This is a genomic window from Niallia sp. FSL W8-0954 (assembly GCF_038005605.1).
GTDB classification, from domain to species: domain Bacteria; phylum Bacillota; class Bacilli; order Bacillales; family Cytobacillaceae; genus Niallia; species Niallia circulans_A.
The window spans coordinates 4493113-4512462 of the sequence record NZ_JBBOTN010000001.1 but is presented as its reverse complement, the minus strand read 5'-3'; the positions used below and the strand labels follow the sequence as shown (position 1 = coordinate 4512462).

Genomic DNA, 19350 nt, shown 5'->3' with positions numbered 1-19350 from the left:
TGTTTAACAATATTACTTTGAGAAATTTAACAATATATTTATAGAGGAGTATACTATGAAACTAGTATTATTATCAGGTGGATCAGGAAAAAGACTATGGCCGCTATCAAACGATGCTCGTTCTAAGCAATTCTTAAAAGTTTTAGAAGATAAAAATAATAGAGTATCTATGGTTCAAAGAGTCTATAAGCAACTAAAAAACGTAGGATTGGATAAGTCTGTAGTGATTGCTACTAGTGCCTCTCAAGTAGATATGATTAGGAATCAACTAGAAAATAAAGTGCCAATTGTAGTTGAACCAGAAAGACGTGACACATTTCCAGCAATTGCATTATCTGCTTCATATTTATATTCAAAGTGTTCTGTTGATAGAGATGAAGTTGTTGGTATTCTACCTGTAGATCCATATGTTGAAGATGCATTTTTTTTAAAAGTAGCGGAGTTAGAGAGCGCTGTAAAAAATACTGAATCTGATCTAGCGTTAATTGGGGTTAAACCAACTTTTCCATCTTCAAAATATGGTTATATTGTTCCATCTAATGCTAATTCAGAACATGATTGTTTACAAGTTAGTCATTTTAAAGAAAAACCATCTGAGTTACAAGCTAAAGAATTAATTGATAAAGGTGCATTATGGAATTGTGGAGTTTTTGCATTTAAACTCTCTTTTATTCTTAATATAATAGAGGGTCTGGGATTATCTACGAATTATGAAGAGTTAAAAAAACAATATGATTTAATTAATAAGAATAGCTTTGATTATGAAGTAGTTGAAAAAGCGAATAAAATTGTAGCAATTGATTACAATGGTTATTGGAAAGATTTAGGAACGTGGAATACGCTTACTGAGGAAATGACAACAAATATAATGGGAATTGGAACAATTAGTGAAGATAGTGAAAACGTCCATTTAATAAATGAACTTGAAATACCTGTTGCTGTTTTAGGAGGGAAAAACTTAATAGTAGCTGCTTCCCCTGATGGAATATTAGTAAGTGATAAAGAAAGTAGTCCTAAACTTAAAGATTTAATAACAGACTTTAATCAACGCCCAATGTATGAAGAGCGTATATGGGGCTGGTATAAAGTCCTTGATTTTTCAAAATATGATAAAAAAATGGAAGTTCTTACAAAAAAAATCTGTATTAATGCAGGTAAAAATTTGAGTTATCATTATCATCAGCATCGAGTAGAGGTTTGGACTATAATTAAAGGTAGTGGTGAATTAATAATGAATAATGAATCACGTGCTATTAATGCTGGTGATGTAATAGAAATTTCTCCTTATATTAAACATGCTTTAAGAGCTATAGAAGATTTAGAAATAATTGAGATACAAAAAGGGACTAATATTGTTGAAGAAGATATAAAAGATCCAATTTTTTCATGGAATGAAATATTATTAGACTTAAAAATATAGAAAGTTAATTTATTCCTAATTTACTCGGATTTACAAACTTAAAGGAAGTGTGCTGAATAAATGAAGATTACTGTTGCTGGAACTGGCTATGTGGGTCTATCAAATGCTATACTTTTGGCTCAACATAACGAAGTAATTGCCCTTGATATAATTCAAGAAAAGGTAGATTTAATTAATGAGAAAAAATCTCCGATAATTGATCATGAAATAGAGGAATACTTAGCAACAAAGGAATTAAAATTATCAGCTACTACTGATAATTTTAAAGCTTTTAAAGACGCAGAATATGTAATTATATCTACTCCAACTAACTATGATCCGGAAAAAAACTATTTTAATACAAGAACGGTTGAAGCCGTAATTGCGAATGTATTATCCATTAATCCAGAAGCTATTATGGTTATCAAGTCAACTGTTCCTGTTGGATACACAGAGAAGATTAAAGAAAAGTTTGAAACGGATAATATTATTTTTTCACCAGAGTTTTTAAGAGAAGGTAAAGCACTATATGACAACTTGTATCCATCTCGAATTGTATTGGGAGAACAATCAGAAAGAGCAAAGGTGTTTGCTAATATGTTAGTCCAAGGTGCAATTAAAGAGAATATAGATGTTTTATTCACAAATTCTACTGAAGCAGAAGCTATTAAATTATTCGCTAATACATATTTAGCGATGAGAGTTGCATTCTTTAACGAACTAGATTCCTATGCAGAAGTAAGAGGTTTAGATTCAAAGCAAATTATTGATGGTGTAGGCCTAGATCCACGAATCGGTACTCATTATAATAATCCTTCATTTGGTTATGGTGGTTACTGCTTACCAAAAGATACAAAGCAGTTACTTGCTAATTATGCAGATGTTCCAAATAATATTATGACAGCCATTGTTGATGCTAATAGAACGAGAAAAGACCATGTAGCAGATATGATTATCAAAAAGAATCCAAAAGTTGTTGGTATTTATCGTTTAACAATGAAAATGGATTCAGATAACTTTAGACAATCAGCAATACAAGGTGTCATGAAACGTATTAAAGCAAAAGGTATTGAAGTGGTTGTTTATGAACCAGCATTGCAGGAAGAGACTTTCTATAATTCTAGAGTGATTAATGACTTTGATCAGTTTAAAGAAATTTCTGATGTGATTGTTGCTAATAGATTATCTAGTGATTTAGCTGATGTGGAAGAGAAAGTTTATACTAGAGATTTGTTTAGTAGAGATTAGTAGTTGTAAAATAAAATTTGATAATAAGTATAATAAAATAAATTTATATATAAGGAGTGCTATTATTAGTGCTCCTTTTGAGTATTTTTAGTACAAGATTGGAGATTTATAGAATTAAGAAGAAATAAAAAGTAAATAAGAGTATATTATTTAAATGGAGAAGGTAAATACCTAATTAAATTAGAAATATTATTGTTAATAATTGATATATTGAATTTTGTTGGAAGTAATTATGCTTAGCTAAAAAATATATAGTAGGAGTTTTAAAATGCTATTTAAGAAATCTAGACTTATATTAATTATTTTTCTGCTATTACTATTCATTTGTATTGGAATATTTGCCTTCAATATAAAAATAACCACTAATAAAAATAGTAGCTTAAAAGTGGAAGGTATAAAGCATGATATATTAATTGGAACAGCAGTGAATGTAGATGCTCTTAATAATGATGCTGAATATAAAAAAAAAATAAGAGAAGAATTTAGTATTATTACGCCGGAAAATGAGATGAAGTTTAGTGTAGTTCAACCGAAGTTCAATGAGTTTACTTTCGATAATGCTGACAGGATTGTTGAATTTGCTGAAAAAAATGAAATAAAGGTTAGGGGACATACTCTCGTTTGGGATAAGAGGATACCTGATTGGCTTAAGAATTCTAACTTTACTAAGGAAGAAGCAGAACAAATTTTGAAGAATCATATATATACAGTAGTTAACAGGTATAAAGGTAGGATATATGCATGGGATGTTGTAAATGAGGCTTTTAATAACGATGGTAGTTTAAAAGACTCTTATTGGTTAAGAACTATTGGACCTGAGTATATAAAAAAGTCCTTTATATGGGCAAAAGAGGCTGATCCTAATGCGCTATTATTTTACAATGATTATAGTGCGGAAGTAACTAACGAAAAGTCGAATGCTATTTTTAATTTATTAAAAAGCTTAAAAAATGAAAAAATTCCAGTTGACGGAATTGGATTTCAATTTCATACTAGTCTTTACCAAAAATTCACTGAAAAAGAGATAACAACAAATATGGAAAGGTTTAGAGACATTGGTTTAAAAATAAATGTTACGGAATTAGATGTGAAGATTTCGGATAGTAATTATTCGGAAAATTTAAAGTTGAAAAAACAGGCTGAGCAATATTCAGTTGTGTTAGATTCATGTAAAAATTTAAAGGGAAGTTGCTCCGTTTTTAGTATGTGGGGGTTTACAGATAAATATACTTGGCTAAGGAATGATAGACCTCTATTATTTAATAATGAATATGAAGAAAAGCCGAGTTATAATGCTCTTAAAAATATTTTATCGAAATAATGAAAATCAATAATACGATTTTTAATGCACTTACAATTTGTAATATTGTAGCCTGACACTTATCACAAATTGTTTAGTATCTTGTTCTCCATTGTTAAAGCCATTTTTTAAACAATCCTAGGCGTTCCTTAAGAATTATCTAAATCAATATCGAACATACTAGCATTTCTGATAATCATAACTGACAAAATAATCGTATAATTCTTTTACTTTTATTCACTGTATATTACTCAATGATGACTTAGAGGTTTTAGTATGATAAGGATTGAGCTGCTAAAAAGTATTATTTGTTTATTGCAAAATAAAAGTGAAAACCTTTGTAACAGAAAAATGCAGAATCCTGTACTTTACTTAATAGGTGCTAAAAAAAAAGACTTGCCAGTCATCACAAGTCTCACTACATTAATTGTGTCGTGACTACTCTTATCGAGTAATTGAAACAAGTACTTAAGCAAGACAATTGATAATCACATTAAAGCTTGAAATTAGCCAATGGAATCGAATATTATTAATTCTAGCTTAGCGGCAACGTTATTAAAACGTTTAATTCATTATGCCAATGTTTTAACGTTTTATGGTAGAAGTTATAGATTATCGAATGTGTATCAAGTGCAAGATAAGTGAGAAAATTGGGTATCAAAACTCTGCAAATTTTATTGCGCAATACAAGATCGGTCAGTGACAAGAATAGTATGTGCTAGAACTAGTTAATTGTAAAGATGACTGATGTATTAGAACCGAAAACTGAAAGCACTAGGAAAACTTGATTTTTTGTAGAACTAAGGTATGGCTCTGGAATGTGGAATTGACTTTTAGGGACCTAGAAAAAAATTTAATGATTTGTGAAAAAAATCATTTAGTCATTCTTGGTTGCAAAGAATCCTGTAAAATACCAAGCTACTGCATCCGCAATATGACGGTCAAATCCCCAATAGTTAAGTAAAAAAGAACCGCTTCTTTCTTTAACATCAGAAACATATTTATCTGGAGCTATTGAAGGAGCATAAGGTGGACTTGCAAGTATCTGCTCAACTGGTGACAAAACTGTTTCAAAATGACTCCAAGAATTAAAAATAATTCTTTTCTAATTTTTATCCCTCTTTTTATTTTTAATACAAAGAAAAATAAAGAAAGTTTCATAGATTGCGAGTATTTAGTGACAATAGTTTAGGAAATAGGTAAAAATATGTATAAAGGCTATTTAGAATGGAATAGAAAATATGTTGCTCCATCTTTTAAAAGGTAAGACCACAGAGATACCAAGAATAATCTTATTTCACAGGAACTTTTCATTGAAGGCTAGTGTGGTTGCAGTTAGATTTTGTTAAAGAAGAAGTACAGTAGTTCTGTTGTTGTATTCCTTTTTCCTTTATTTTCATTTTTGGCATCCCACGATTCAGCCAGCAAGACTAGATTAGTAGCATCTTTAGATGAAAATCTTGCATGAGGTTGGTGGAAAGCTGAAGGTGCACTATTATTGTATGTGCAAGGAAGAAATAGTAAATAAAAGATAGAGCGAAGGGATGATAAATTCCTTCGCTTTTTTATATTAATTGTTTAATAAAAAGTACACATTACCTAACTTTTTGACAGTTCAACTAAAAGGTAACTTTTGAATATGGTGAATCTATCCGTAACATATTAGTCTTCCGGTATCCCTATAACAATTCTACTTTTTTAGAAAAGAGCCGCACAAGCAGCTCTTCTCCCCTAATAACTATCTCATTTCCCTGCAGCAATCACCAAAAACAAAAAAATCAATATTGTTATAGAGTTTTTATATCATTTATTGACATATGACAATAATTGTGTCAAAATTAAATAATAAAATGACATTTGATAATTATTTTGTCAAATGACAACAAAGAAAGGGAGGATAACATGACATTGTATAGAAAATTATTAAAACGTGAACAAGAAGGTAATCCAATTAAAGTAGGGGTTATTGGTGCAGGTCAAATGGGTTTTGGAATGATTTCTCAAGTTTCCACCATTCCAGGTATGATTGTTGGTGGTATTAGTGATATTAATATCGATGCTGCGATTAGAGCAGCCGAAGCTTATCATGCAAGTGGACATAAGAACAATAAAATTTTGACGAGTGCTAATTTTAAAGAAATTATTCATTCACCAGAGGTAGAAGTTATTGTTGATGCAACAGGTGTACCAGAAGTAGGTGCAAAAATTTCATTAGAAACATTATTGGCAAGAAAAAGTTTAATCTTATTAAATGTAGAAATTGATATCACGATTGGGCCTCTTATGAAAAAATTGTATGATGCAGCTGGTTTAGTTTATACAGGGTCAGATGGTGATGAGCCTGCTGCAACTGTACAAATGTATGAATTTGCGAAGAGTATGGGGATGGAGGTTTTAGTAGCTGGGAAAGGGAAGAATAATGCTTTAAAGGTAAGTGCCAATCCAGATACAGCTCGAGCAGAAGCAGATTCTAAGAATATGAACAGTCATATGTTAGCAGCATTCCAAGACGGAACGAAAACCATGGCAGAAATGAACTTATTATCAAACGCCATCGGATTTGTGCCTGACGTGGTAGGAATGCATGGAATAACTGCTGACTTGGATGGTGCAGTGAAAAACTTGGATGTAAAAACGAATGGTGGCATTTTAAATAATTATGGTGTGGTTGAGTATGTAGATGGAATTGCACCAGGGATTTTCTGTATCATTAAAGGTCAAAACGAAGGGGTACAGAATGAATTAAATTACTTAATGAAAAAGGGAGATAGAGATCATCATATTCTTTACCGTCCATATCATCTATGTAGCTTAGAAACACCATTAACAATTGCTAGGGCAGAGCTAGAACATGATAGTGCAATTGTTCCTTTAGGTGCTCCTATTTCAGAAACAGTAGCTGTGGCAAAAAAGGATATTAAAGCAGGCGAAAGAATCGATGGTATTGGTGGATACTGTGTACGTGGTGTATTAGAAACACATATCGATATGATAAAAAGTGGAAATATTCCCATTGGCTTAATAGGTGGTTCTTCTATTGCAAAACGTGATATAAAAGACGGATCATTCTTAACATACGATGACATTGAGTTAGATGAATCAACTACTGTATTTAAATTGCGCAAATTACAAGATGAAACGTTTGCTTAAGATAAAACATCGGAATTTTCACTATTATATTTAAGGATATTAGTCAAATGAAACCTGCGTGTAAAAATCACCTTAGAATGAGTTAAGTCCCTTCCTATTCAAAAGATTAGGAAGGGCTTAATAAAAAGGAGGGATTCTTATGGGGAGTATTGCTATTTTGGCCACCACTATACTATTGTTACAATCGGTATTTAGCCTCTATCAAGTGCAATATTATAACAGGTTTGTTAGGAACCTTGCCAAAAAGTATAGGGGGAATAAAGGATATGATTTATTAACCGATGTTGCTAAACATTTATTTACTTCAGCCGTAATAGTGGTTGTAACTGATCCAAACGGAGTAATTATGGAGTTGTATTTTTATAGTGGTTTAACTATATTTTCGAAGTTTAAGAGATTCGAAAAATTTGATGGAGAAAAATTAGATAATGAGTTGGTTTCACTAATGGATCAGGAAAAATCTAGACTTAAGAAAAGGGCATTTAAACAGTTAGTAATAAAAAGAATGCAAGCGATTACTTTATAATTTTTGGGGGAGGATTCTAAATGAAATTTATTGAGTGGTTTGGGAAAAATTTTATTGGTTTGTTTGAAGCAGGTGGAGAGACATTTATGGGATTTATGACTGGAATTGTCCCTCTATTGATTGTTCTACTAACATTTACTTATTCATTAATTGCTATTATTGGGGAAGAGCGAGTAAATCGAGCGATACAAGCAAGTGCTAAATATATGATTTTAAGATATACTGTTATGCCTGTTTTATCCGTACTATTATTAACTAATCCCATGGCTTATACATTTGGTAAATTTGTTAAAGAAGAAGAAAAACCTGCATTTTATGATTCTGTAGTTACTTTCTTACATCCTGTTACAGGACTATTCCCATATGCGAATGCTGGTGAACTGTTTGTTTATTTAGGAATTGCAAATGGTGTGATGCAAGCCGGTTACGATCAAGGCAGTTTAGCAGTTCGTTATTTCCTATGCGGTATTGTTGTCGTTTTAGTGAGAGGCGTTATCACAGAAATCATTACTAAATTCTTAATAAAACGAGAAGGAATTACTCTTTAATCATAAATGGAGGTCATAAACTATGTATAAAAAAGTTCTTGTTAAAAAGGGTCCAGGTGGATGGGGAGCAGGCCTTGAACTAGAACCAGCTGGGAAGAAGAATAAAGTTATTTCTATAACTGGTGGTGGAATTCATCCAGTTGCTAAAAAAATATCCGACTTGAGTGGAGCAGAAGTAGTGGATGGATTTACAAATTCTGTGCCAGAAAGTGAAGTGATGGCTGCCGTTATAGATTGTGGCGGAACGGCACGTATTGGTGTTTATCCTATGAAACGAATACCAACTGTCGATGTGTTACCATCATCACCATCTGGACCATTGTCTCAATATATTACGGAAGATATTTTTGTTTCTGGTGTTACACTAAATGATATAGAAGTAATCGAAGAAGCTTCAGATGAAATAGTGACAAAACCGGAAGTTCAAACAGCTCAAACAACAGAATCAAGAGAAGAACTAGTTGATAAAAAATATACAAAATCGAAAATAGAACGGAATGTAAACAATCAGAAAAAGGATAGTATCTTGATTAAATTTTCTAGAGGAATCGGAAAGATTATGGGAGTATTCTATCAAGCAGGGCGTGACGCTGTAGAGATGCTACTTAAAAACATTATTCCATTCATGGCATTCATCAGTGTGTTAATCGGTATTATTAACTACACTGGTGTGGGAGATATGATCGCCAATTTATTAGCACCCATTTCTGATTCGATTCATGGCATGATTGTTATTGCTTTTATCTGTAGTTTGCCATTCTTATCTCCAATCTTAGGACCAGGTGCTGTTATTGCACAGGTTGTTGGAGTGCTGATTGGGACACAAATTGCTGCTGGATCAATTCCGGTAACTTATGCATTACCAGCACTATTTGCGATTAATGCACAAGCAGGTTGTGATTTTATCCCGGTTGGTTTATCACTTGGAGAAGCTAAGCCTGAAATTGTACAAGTTGGAGTACCAGCTATCCTGTACAGTCGTGTTATTACAGGGGCGTTAGCTGTACTAATTGCATGGGTGTTCAGTAGTGGCATGTATTAATTTTATCATGGGAGGAGATTTTAGGTGATCGAAAGTAAAATAGTCGAAATTGGTGAATTAGTTCCCTCATTTGCAGAAGAAATGGTCTTGATTTTATTTGGACCAACGGCTACAGCAGAGTTAAAATCAATTTCTGTTATTCATGAATTTGTCACTAAACCTAATATATTCCTTAAGGTGGGAACGAAATTTATGGTGGGTAATGAAAATCAGACTTATACGATTACCCAAGTCGGAGCTGCCGCTAATAAGAATTTTACTGAATTAGGACACATTTCTATTTACTTTAGCATGGATAAAAATGAAATTTTGCCAGGTGCAATATTGGCTGAACCAAAAATTTATCCAACATTAAATCAGGGGGATACCATCCGTTTTTATAATTAGGTTCCTCTATGCCTGTGTTGTTAGGCCTTCCTACATTATGGTATATTTACATCATAAAAGAATTAGTTGGAGGATCTATTCTATGAATCAACTAGAAGAAAAGGAATTCGTTAGAGTAGCTACAATGTACTATGAAGAAGGAATGACACAGGCGGAAATTGCGAGAAAAATTGGCGTATCCCGGTCATTGATTTCCAAAATCCTACTTGATGCTAAAAAAGCGGGTATTGTAGAAATTATTATTAATAGTAAAAATGCCTATACAGTGAATTTAGAAAGAAAACTAGAAATTAAATATAACCTGAAGCGTGCAATCGTTATAGATACCTCGGAAGTTGAAAATAATGAAGTAAGTAAAACAATTAGTAGAGAGGCAGCTTTATATTTAAAGGAAATATCTAAACATGCAAATTCAATCGGTATTTCATGGGGAGAATCACTGAGAGGGCTCGTAAATCATTATCCATACACGAACCAATCCAATCTTACCGTATTTCCTTTAATAGGTGGAATAGGTGATGACTATATAGATATTCATTCAAATCAGCTATGTTTTGACCTAGCAAGAAAGATGAGAGCAAAAGCGAAATATTTATACGCCCCAGCATTAGTTTCTAATGAACAGATTAAAAAAGACCTCCAAGAGAACCCGACAATCCATGCTGTTTTTGAGGAAAGCAAAAAAGTAGATATTGCACTTGTGGGAATTTCTAGCCCATTTAAGGAAAGTACAATGGTAAGAATTGGTTACCTTAATCAAAATGACTTAAAGGAAATTGAAGAAAATAACGTCATCGGTGACATTAATTCCCGCTTTTTTGACCAATCTGGTGAAGAAGTAGACTGCACAATTAATCATCATGTTCTAGGAATCAATTTAAAAGAAATTCAATCCATACCAACAGTAATGACCATTGCCTATGGCGAAGAAAAATTCAATGCAATCCAAGTAGCGGTAAATAATAAATTAATCAATGTACTAGTTACCACCGATACCATTGCTACAAGATTATTGGAGAGTTGAGGGGATTAGAAGGGTGGTTTGAAATTACTTAAAAAGTCTCCTTTTAGAGAAAATATCTGCTGTCCTCTTTTAATTTATTAGGAGGACAGTAAGGTGTTGTCTATGGAGCCTAGACATCAGACGCGGTTTATTTCATGAATTGGAAATGTTTATTTTGAGGTTTGATTGAATATTGCAGAGTTTTGAGTGACTGTTAATTCAGATCACAGTTACACCTAAAATAATATTGTTTAACAGCAATACTTCACGAGAGGTTTGTGTATATAATTTTACTTAAAAAAGCATCTATCTCTCTTAGGATAGATGCCCGTGAACTATTTTATTTCTCAGTACGAACGCCTTTAAATTTTCCACCAGTTGTCTTCTGATCCATAAATCTTCCAGTGTTAGTATCACGTTTGATATAATTGCCATTCGGTCCTTTAAACTGACTACGACCTTTAACCGCACCATCACGATGTTTTCCTGAATTACCAGCCATGAAGAATTCCCTCCTTTCTTTGGTAGGATTATATGTAATACGCTTCATGGATTAATAGGTTTCAATATTAGCAAAGTAATATAAAAAGTATGCTCTTGTTTTATGGCAAGAACCGCATGTGAATATGAACTGGTATTGAAAACTGACTATCTGTTGTAGGGGAAATTAATAATGTAGACATTTACAAGATGAAATAGAAAGAGCCATCCCCCACATCCACCATTAAAACACCGGCAACTTCTCTAAATAAACGATATCATCTCTTTCTTCTGCATCCCCCTCAGCAAGAAGGGCAGCTCCTGAACCAACGTTACCCCTGCTTTGGCAAAACTAGTTCCTCCAGTACTCGTATCGACTCTCCAGTGCTAATGACATCATCAATTAAGGCAATGCGTTTTCCTTGGCGGCGTCTTTTCCATCTAAACAGAGTAATTGTTCTTCAAAAGTCAAATATTCAAGATTATCACTTACTTATGAACACACTTATCTCAATAGAATGAATATGAAAAAGTAATTGAATATACCTATTACTGGTATCCTTTATGGGGGAAGCTATAACACTTCCAAACATAAATCAATTTAGTGACTTTTGTCGTTTAGGTAAAGTTTTGACATTTGATATCATATAGACAAAGCTTGGAAGAGGGAGGTATTTTATGCAAAAGTGGGTTTTGGTACTATTAATCCTTGTTTTATTAATATTATTCCTATTGTTTATCATTTCAAAAATAGGCCGCATATTATTTGAAATAGAGGCTAAAAAGATTGCAAAGAAAATCCTTAATAATGCTGATATAAAGGACATAAAAACAATCAAGGAAGAAGACATTACAGGTTTACCATGCACAGTACAAAATTGGTTAAGAAATTCGAAGGTAATAGGAAAACAGCAAATAATATCTGTTCGTTTAAAACAAAAAGGTAGGATGCGAATAAAAAAAGGTGGTCCTTGGATGCCTACACAAGCCGTGCAGTACTTTAATGTACACAGTCCAGAGTTCGTTTGGATTGCAAAGGTTAAAATGGCACCTTTTGTTCAACTGTCGGGTCTAGATACATATAGAGATGGTAAAGGTAAAATGGATATTAAGCTGCTATCTGCAATTCCTGTTGTTAATTCTGAAGGGCCAGAGATTAACTCAGGAACTATGATGAGATTCCTTGCCGAAATGATGTGGTTTCCATCTGCAGCCCTAAGCCCATATATAAAATGGGAAGAAGTTGGTGAAAATACAGCAAAGGCTACGATAGAATACAAGGGAAATATTGTTTCCGGGTGTTTTTATTTTAATGAAAGAGGAGATGTCCTTCGCTTTTTAGGGAAAAGGTATAAGGATGTAAATGGAAAGTATATCCTTAGTGATTGGGGTGGTGAAAACCTGGAATTTAAAGAGTTTGCAGGGATTCGCATTCCTAATAAATCAGTTATTATTTGGTACGAAGAAAATTGTAATTTTAACTGGTTTGAATGTGAAATAGAAGATATAGAATTTAATAAGCCGTCAGTATATAAGTAAGAGTGGATTACTCTGTAAAGCCATAAGTTAATTATGTTATGGAGAACCAGATTGCTTGGCATCGTTAAGCGAGAGTTTTTTTCAGCAGAACGGAAAGGATTTTTACCCTATAAAAAAGAAAAGCACTACAAAACTTTACTTTTTCTTTTGAACAAAGTGAAGTTACTTTTCAAAATAAGATTAACAGGTAATCTTTTATCTGCAGAACAATTATTTATCAAAAAGTAGAAACTTGCTAGTGAATATGAGGATTTAAAGAGACTCACCTTTTTTATTTAGTGTAAATAATGGATGCACTTTCGATTGAAGAAATTATTTATATGATGAAAGAATCAGAGTAAACGGAAAGTAAAATAATGTTTAGAGAAATATAGTTAGTTAAAAACTTCGAGATTAAAAGATTCGAAGTTTTTTGTGTGGTTCAGCAAATATACGAGTATTATAAAATTTCCTTCAATAAATTTCTGTAGGGTACAAAATACTTGCTACTATTTCTATAAAAAGGAAAAAATTCTTCTCTGAATTCTATATTATGGTATTATTAGGATATATTTAACAATAAAATTTATGAGGAGAAGATAATATGAATAAAAAATTAATAAAATTAGTTTTAGTAACAATTATAAGTACTGCTTCGATAATACCAATTTCTGTATTTGCTGAAACTGAATCCAAAGCGAATAATGATATTAGTACGGGTGCCGCATTAAATGATCCAAATTATATTCAAAATGAAGATTATTATAACTCTCTGGAAGAGAAAAGAGATAAACAAACTGAAAGAGAAGAACAGGCCTTTCAAAAGAAACAAGCTATGTCGAAGTTAGCTGCTAAAACCAATGAGCATTACACGATTTCTGTTAAATATAATAAGCAGCAGTATAGTAACTTTTGCGGAGTAGCTGCTGGTAGACAATCTCTAAGTTTTCATAAATTGAAAAGTGGTAGTTCTGAAAAACTTCCGAGTCAAAAGCATTTCGGAAACACAATAGGTACTCTCCCCAACGGTGGTGGTACAAAATCTACATTTTTAGCTGATGGTCTTAATAAATATAAATATGTGTATAAATTTAGTGGGAACCCCTATATTGTTGGGAATATCGCTAAATATTCAAAGCCAGCAGTAAAATTAGAAACTCGGGTAAAGACAACATTACGGAATAAGAAAACTGCACCAATTCTATTAACGAGAACTGATTTTATAGAACAATATAGAGGGACAAAATATAGGCACTATGTTACAGTAAGCGGGTATGATAAAAATGCAGATGAATTTCGTTTAGTTGATCCAAATCATCACACTGAATTTACAAAAGGGGGAACATATTGGTCCAAATTAAAGACAACAGTTTCAAAAAAAGGGGTAGCTCGAGCAGTATATGAAGCTGACAAAGAGACAAAGGGTTCTAACCCCGTTATGGTTTGGTAATATTACATTAAAGGTTGTGAGAATCTTACAACCTTTCGTATTATATTTTAATCAAAAATTTGTATATTGAAGAAGGAGGGGCGTAATGACGAGAAAAAATACATTTATATTAATAACTATACTAGTACTTATATTTATCGTATTTTATGGCAATCATTTGCTTCAAACAAAAAAGACATCAGCAACAAATTCTAAATCATTGGAAAAGACTCAGATTTATGATAAAGATTTTGATGTGAATGTGAATTTACCCTATAAAGAAATATCATCCTATGCTGCTTACAAAGACAATGTTTATATGAGTGCAGCTGATAACAGCCCTTCAGGAATGGCTAATAAAATCATCGAATACAACAGAAAAACTAATAAAGTTGAAACACTATTCACAACAAAATTCGATAGTTCTTCTATTCAAGGGCTAAAAGCTAATGATAAATGGGTTACATGGGTAGACAGTGATGATTTTGGGGATCAGAAAAACATATATATCATGAATACAAAAACAAGGGAAATTGAGCCGATCACAAAGGAAAACGATAAGTCGATCAAAAATGAATTTCCTGTGTTAGCTGATAATTATCTAGCATGGATATATTTTGATCAAAATAAAAATCAATCTTATGTTATGATAAGAGATTTAAAGACACAACGTAATAAAACTGTTTTTAATCTAAAAACACATACTCTTGATAATGCATTTTTATCCGTTCAAGATGGAAAAATCCTTTTCACAGATATAAGGGAAGGAAAAAGCTACTGTTATTTATATAATATTTCAACGCATAAGTTAGAAGAATTCCAAAGTCCTCATAAGAAGATTGGCTGGGGAGAATTATTAAATGATCACCAAATTGTTTACTTAGCTTTCTTTACTGAGTCTTTTGCAGACAATAAATTGGTTCTTTTCGATACACAAACGAAAAAGGCAAAAGAATTCTCAAGTAAGTATATGGAAGTTAATGGACTACGAGTGGATGGTAGCAATCATGTTTTTGTTGGTACTGGTGTTAGTAACTATTTCCAAAAATATCAAATTGATAATGGGAATATAAAAAAAATTGGGGAAATTGAAGATAATGATATTTTTGATATGGCGGCTAATAATGGAGTTTATTTAATGAAAATAGAGACGAAAAATAAAGATGAGAAACTGATTATAACATCTAAGTTACCGGAATAAATTGTATTTCTGCTAGATTTACCTGTTTCTAGCAGTTTTATAAACTGAGCGAGGATAAAAACTGGTTAGGAATAAAGGCCGAGTTTATAAAACAAGAAATTCGCTTTACTTTCATGGGTTCCGGAGAGCTTATGCAAGGAATGCCATTTATGAAGGGCGTGAATAGTTTAGCAGATACTACCTGGAATTGTAATTATCATTGTGGTTTTGATTTCTAATGTTATGTCACTTAGAAAAAAGAGAGAGTAATAAAATAAGAATTAATTATTTATACATTATCAACTTATAATTTAAAAATAAGAATTATGTAACTTTCAAATTCTTTTATACTTGAATTGCCGAGAAACAAGGAGAAAGAATAAAGTTGCGTGTAAGTGAATAATATCATGGATTTCTCAGAATTAAAAGACAACATTATCAAATTTTTAATAGCACAACCAAAAGAATTTTTGAATATAATGAATTCATTCTAATATATTGATAAACTGCTGACTGCAAATATTCTCTATGTAAAAAATTCCACTTCTTTCATTCATTCCTTAAAAAAGAAATAGCATCATTTGTAAGGCATTATAAGTATCATCGAATTTGACAGTGGGGTTGATTTTAGCTTGCCAATCCAATTTAATATTTTTTAGTAGTATATTCATTAAATAAATTGGTAGGCAACAGATCATTTATTTATATATCTGAAAAATTCAATTTAGAAAAACTGTGTTTTGGTACAAAAGGTATGGTCAAGTGATGGTCCGAATAATTTGTTTTACGGAATGTTTTAGGGAGGATAATTGGATTGCAAGGAGTGTCTTGTTAAAAATTAAGGAGTAGCTCTTAAATAGCTACTAGGAGATACAACTAGCGGATACCCAATCTCAAAATTAATCGATAATTCTAAGAGAATTAAAGACGGAAATAATGTTTCAAACACAGGAAATGTAAAAGAGGAAATAAATATTGGTAGTTATTATAATTACAAGAATAATATTTTGTAGTAATGGAAAACTCTCTTTGAGGGAATTGTAGCCATAAATAGAGTTTTCCACTTTTGGCAATATATATTGATTAGATAACGATCATTACTTTTCTTAACTTCTGCCGCATATTATAACGATGGTCATTTCTTGAATGCACATTTCAGACTTTTGCTGAGTCCTTTCCAGATATGACTACATAGAAAGTATAAAGTTACAATTATTCTTTACCAGTAAATGCTCTTAAACTTCTCCCAAGTTTATCTGAATTTAGTCTTAATAACTGATTTAACACTTTATTGTATCTATACAGTTTGTATATTAACTCCACTCCATTAATTATAGTCTCATTTAATAATGTCTCAAAATACTTCGGATTAACTTTTGTCAAGTTTTCAAATCCCTCTTTTGTAAAAAATACACGGTTTAAATAATTTACCGAATTCTTCCGTGGAATTAATTCTAAAATTCAATTGTCAAAAAAGAGGATATTATTTGTGTAAAGATTAATGTTGGAATTGAGTAAAGAAGTGTAGAAATCTAAGGCACGGGGACACCTCGAATAAGCTGATTTAACAAGAATGTTTCACTAAAGTTGATGAACAGCCATTAGAACAATGTTTGTTCCAATGGCTGTTTGTATTACACGATTTTTTAATTCCTCTAATTGCTTATCAATTTTTCAATTACCTCTGAACGAGTTCGTTGTGATCTAAATTTTCTTTCTGCATTCCATATTTATCAAAAGGGGCAAGGGAGTGATCATATGGTCAATACTTTATAAGAATTCCTTTCCCTGCTTCGCTCTATCTTTGCTTCTCAAAATAGTTTCCTCTTTTTCTATTGCATCTCCCTCGGCATAATTATGTCAAACTAACGTGATTATTATTATATAGTCAATTCTTTAATTAAGTAAGCTCCATATAAGTAAAAAACAATAGACCCCAAAATCAATCCAATCTTGTTCAAACGAACTAGCCACAATTCGGACTAAATGAATACGCTTTCTTTCGTTGGAATATTTTATACTGTACGTAGAAGGAGGTAGGAAGATGTTGGATCAGAGGGCGGCTGCTTTATTACAGGTATTAAAAAATTATGGTCCTCAAAGAATCAAGAGATTAGAAAAGGAGTTAGGATGTACACGGCGACAAATTACGTATGATGTAAAGAAAATCAATAATTGGTTAATAGATCAGGGGATGCCCCCTATTAAAAATGATCGTTCAAAAGGGTTAATCTTTCCTAATCAATGGAAGGAACAGGAAGAAGGAAAGATACCGGTCGTAAAGACAAATACTTATATTGCTTCACCAACGGAAAGAAAAGGGTTAATTCTATTAAAAATATTTACGAATACAGAATATGTGTCTGTGAATCACTTCATTGATCTTCTTAAGGTAAGCAAAAATACGGTCCTTACTTCTATTAAAGAAGCATCTAAGCTCGCTGAACAATATCATGTAATTATTAAGTATACAAGAAGGCATGGTTACGAATTGGTTGGGGAGGAAGGTAATATAAGGTTTCTCATGATGCTTTGCATTTCGGAATTTATACGTTATGAGGAAGGATCTGAGCTATTAAAGGACTTATACAATCAAGAAAATGGCCAAGGGGCTTATGAACATAGTCACAAAAAGATTTCTGCTATTATAGCAGAAATGGAAAAACAGCTTGGCATTAAATACGTTGAAGAAAAGGTCCAAGAAGTAATCGTCTTTCTACTTTTTCTTCTATTGAGAATACAAAAAGGAGGCAGTATTTTCTATCCAGATGATAGGAGAGAAATCATTGCGAACTTAAGCGAGTATAAGGTTATTTCTGAAAAAGTTACCAAGCTTGGCATTTCAAAGGAGACTGATGAACACCTTTATATAACAAGCGTTCTGATAGGATTGCAATGCAAGGATAGCCATCTAAACGAAGCTTCATTCTTAATGGAAAGGCAATTATATGCGTTGACACAAGTAATCATTCAAGAATTCGAACTGCTAGCCTGTGTGTCGATTTCCAATCAGAAGGAGTTAGCTCACTCTCTTTATTATCATATTAGACCGGCTTACTATCGAATGTTATTTCATATTCCTATCGTCAATCCATTATTAAAGCAAATAAAGGAAGAATTTCCGGATTTGTTTGTGTTAGTAAAAAAGGCGCTCAAGCCATTAGAGGAATTCGTAAACTGTCCTATTTCGGAGGAGGAGGCAGGTTATATTACCTTACATTTTGGTTCCTATGTGGATGCGGCAAATATTCAAGTGGATCTGCGTAAAAAGGCAGTCATTGTTTGCCCGAATGGAATGGGAACATCTAATATGCTCAAATACCAGATAGAAAAGCTTTTGCCAGAGGTAGAAATACTAGCTATTTATTCCCTAAGTGACTATGACTACCAAAGGGAAGATGAATTTGACTTGTTGTTTTCAACCGTTCCTTTTCAAACAACAAAACCAATTATTATGGTTAATCCTATTTTAACAGCGTTAGATAAAGCGCGTATTCTTCAGGAATTTGATTTTCGTTTTCTCAGGAAAAAGGATTTAAAAGGAGTCAGCGTTAATCAAATAATGGAAGTCATCAAGCCTTTTACGACCATCCATAATGAAAATGGACTCTATGAAGCACTTTGTGATTTAGTAATGGGGCATACTGCTGCTCAGTTTAGGGGGTACAAACCAGTGATAAGTGATCTATTAAAACAAGAAATGATTCAGATAAAAGATAAGGTGGATAGTTGGCAGGAGGCAATTCGCGTTGCTTCGTCACCATTGCTTGACATACAAGCGATAGAACCACGCTATATCGATGCAATGATTACCAATATTGAAAAGCTGGGATCTTATGTTGTTCTCGCACCAAATGTAGCGATTCCACATGCGAGACCAGAAGAAGGTGTGAAAAAATTAGGCATGAGTCTACTTAAATTGCACGAACCTATTTCTTTTTCACCAGAGGATCCAGATAAAAATGTTCACTTGATTTTTGTATTGGCTGCTGTAGATAATCATTCGCACTTAAAAGCATTAAGTCAGCTAACAGAATTATTAGAGGAAGAGGAGAATATCGACCAAATGATAGAAATGACAGCAACTGAATCATTTCTCGAGCTTATTCAAAGCTATAGTGAATTATAAAGGAGATGTTT

General features: G+C 32.5%; 15 protein-coding genes. 13 read left to right on the top strand and 2 right to left on the bottom strand.

Going from position 1 to position 19350, the window contains the following annotated elements; all coding sequences use genetic code 11:
* Nucleotides 1-55: 55 nt before the first annotated feature.
* From NX902_RS22025 to NX902_RS22015, 3 genes are all read left to right on the top strand, one after another.
* Complete coding sequence (locus NX902_RS22025; protein WP_341161006.1) at nt 56-1420, top strand: sugar phosphate nucleotidyltransferase; 1365 nt, start codon at nt 56-58, stop codon at nt 1418-1420.
* Nucleotides 1421-1480: 60 nt separating this feature from the next.
* Entirely contained in the window at nt 1481-2647 is a 1167-nt protein-coding gene (locus tag NX902_RS22020; protein ID WP_341161005.1) for a nucleotide sugar dehydrogenase, read from the top strand.
* A gap of 268 nt (nt 2648-2915) precedes the next feature.
* Nucleotides 2916-3968 carry an endo-1,4-beta-xylanase gene (locus NX902_RS22015; RefSeq protein ID WP_341161004.1) on the top strand — a complete coding sequence of 351 codons (1053 nt, stop codon included), beginning with the start codon at nt 2916-2918 and terminating at the stop codon, nt 3966-3968.
* Nucleotides 3969-4824: 856 nt separating this feature from the next.
* Here the strand turns inward: NX902_RS22015 and NX902_RS22010 are convergent.
* Nucleotides 4825-5010, bottom strand: coding sequence for a hypothetical protein (locus NX902_RS22010; RefSeq protein WP_341161003.1), 186 nt, complete (start codon nt 5008-5010; stop codon nt 4825-4827).
* Nucleotides 5011-5849: 839 nt separating this feature from the next.
* On the opposite strand from NX902_RS22010, the gene NX902_RS22005 reads away from it, so the two are divergent.
* From NX902_RS22005 to NX902_RS21980, 6 genes are all read left to right on the top strand, one after another.
* A complete protein-coding gene (locus NX902_RS22005) occupies nt 5850-7097 on the top strand; it encodes an NAD(P)H-dependent oxidoreductase (RefSeq protein ID WP_341161002.1) in 1248 nt (415 codons plus the stop codon).
* Nucleotides 7098-7236: 139 nt separating this feature from the next.
* Entirely contained in the window at nt 7237-7623 is a 387-nt protein-coding gene (locus tag NX902_RS22000; RefSeq protein WP_341161001.1) for a transcriptional regulator GutM, read from the top strand.
* Nucleotides 7624-7643: 20 nt separating this feature from the next.
* Nucleotides 7644-8171 carry a PTS glucitol/sorbitol transporter subunit IIC gene (srlA, locus tag NX902_RS21995; protein ID WP_341161000.1) on the top strand — a complete coding sequence of 176 codons (528 nt, stop codon included), beginning with the start codon at nt 7644-7646 and terminating at the stop codon, nt 8169-8171.
* Nucleotides 8172-8193: 22 nt separating this feature from the next.
* Nucleotides 8194-9213, top strand: a complete 1020-nt coding sequence (gene srlE / locus NX902_RS21990; RefSeq protein WP_341160999.1) for a PTS glucitol/sorbitol transporter subunit IIB — start codon at nt 8194-8196, stop codon at nt 9211-9213.
* Nucleotides 9214-9237: 24 nt separating this feature from the next.
* The gene (locus tag NX902_RS21985; protein WP_341160998.1) at nt 9238-9600 is read left to right on the top strand and encodes a PTS glucitol/sorbitol transporter subunit IIA; all 363 of its coding nucleotides are present in this window, start codon (nt 9238-9240) and stop codon (nt 9598-9600) included.
* 82 nt (nt 9601-9682) lie between these two features.
* On the top strand, nt 9683-10624 hold the full coding sequence (locus tag NX902_RS21980; protein ID WP_144545786.1) for a sugar-binding domain-containing protein: 942 nt from the start codon (nt 9683-9685) through the stop codon (nt 10622-10624).
* A 319-nt stretch (nt 10625-10943) separates the two neighbouring features.
* Here NX902_RS21980 and NX902_RS21975 read toward each other — a convergent pair whose 3' ends face one another.
* Entirely contained in the window at nt 10944-11105 is a 162-nt protein-coding gene (locus NX902_RS21975; RefSeq protein WP_341160997.1) for a hypothetical protein, read from the bottom strand.
* Between the two features lie 656 nt (nt 11106-11761).
* Between NX902_RS21975 and NX902_RS21970 the strand changes: the two genes are divergently transcribed.
* From NX902_RS21970 to NX902_RS21955, 4 genes are all read left to right on the top strand, one after another.
* Complete coding sequence (locus tag NX902_RS21970; protein ID WP_341160996.1) at nt 11762-12622, top strand: DUF6544 family protein; 861 nt, start codon at nt 11762-11764, stop codon at nt 12620-12622.
* A 583-nt stretch (nt 12623-13205) separates the two neighbouring features.
* Complete coding sequence (locus tag NX902_RS21965) at nt 13206-14051, top strand: C39 family peptidase (RefSeq protein WP_341160995.1); 846 nt, start codon at nt 13206-13208, stop codon at nt 14049-14051.
* Nucleotides 14052-14136: 85 nt separating this feature from the next.
* Complete coding sequence (locus tag NX902_RS21960) at nt 14137-15231, top strand: hypothetical protein (protein ID WP_341160994.1); 1095 nt, start codon at nt 14137-14139, stop codon at nt 15229-15231.
* A gap of 2023 nt (nt 15232-17254) precedes the next feature.
* Entirely contained in the window at nt 17255-19339 is a 2085-nt protein-coding gene (locus NX902_RS21955; protein ID WP_341160993.1) for a BglG family transcription antiterminator, read from the top strand.
* Nucleotides 19340-19350 lie beyond the last annotated feature (11 nt).

What these genes read in the sequence shown, in the direction of transcription:
- NX902_RS22015 (WP_341161004.1), top strand. Translation starts at nt 2,916, where the DNA reads ATGCTATTTAAGAAATCTAGACTTATATTAATTATTTTTCTGCTATTA.
- NX902_RS22020 (WP_341161005.1), top strand. Translation starts at nt 1,481, where the DNA reads ATGAAGATTACTGTTGCTGGAACTGGCTATGTGGGTCTATCAAATGCT.
- NX902_RS21965 (WP_341160995.1), top strand. Translation starts at nt 13,206, where the DNA reads ATGAATAAAAAATTAATAAAATTAGTTTTAGTAACAATTATAAGTACT.
- NX902_RS21960 (WP_341160994.1), top strand. Translation starts at nt 14,137, where the DNA reads ATGACGAGAAAAAATACATTTATATTAATAACTATACTAGTACTTATA.
- NX902_RS22000 (WP_341161001.1), top strand. Translation starts at nt 7,237, where the DNA reads ATGGGGAGTATTGCTATTTTGGCCACCACTATACTATTGTTACAATCG.
- NX902_RS21980 (WP_144545786.1), top strand. Translation starts at nt 9,683, where the DNA reads ATGAATCAACTAGAAGAAAAGGAATTCGTTAGAGTAGCTACAATGTAC.
- NX902_RS21955 (WP_341160993.1), top strand. Translation starts at nt 17,255, where the DNA reads ATGTTGGATCAGAGGGCGGCTGCTTTATTACAGGTATTAAAAAATTAT.
- NX902_RS21975 (WP_341160997.1), bottom strand. Translation starts at nt 11,105, where the DNA reads ATGGCTGGTAATTCAGGAAAACATCGTGATGGTGCGGTTAAAGGTCGT.
- srlE (WP_341160999.1), top strand. Translation starts at nt 8,194, where the DNA reads ATGTATAAAAAAGTTCTTGTTAAAAAGGGTCCAGGTGGATGGGGAGCA.
- NX902_RS22005 (WP_341161002.1), top strand. Translation starts at nt 5,850, where the DNA reads ATGACATTGTATAGAAAATTATTAAAACGTGAACAAGAAGGTAATCCA.
- NX902_RS22025 (WP_341161006.1), top strand. Translation starts at nt 56, where the DNA reads ATGAAACTAGTATTATTATCAGGTGGATCAGGAAAAAGACTATGGCCG.
- srlA (WP_341161000.1), top strand. Translation starts at nt 7,644, where the DNA reads ATGAAATTTATTGAGTGGTTTGGGAAAAATTTTATTGGTTTGTTTGAA.
- NX902_RS21970 (WP_341160996.1), top strand. Translation starts at nt 11,762, where the DNA reads ATGCAAAAGTGGGTTTTGGTACTATTAATCCTTGTTTTATTAATATTA.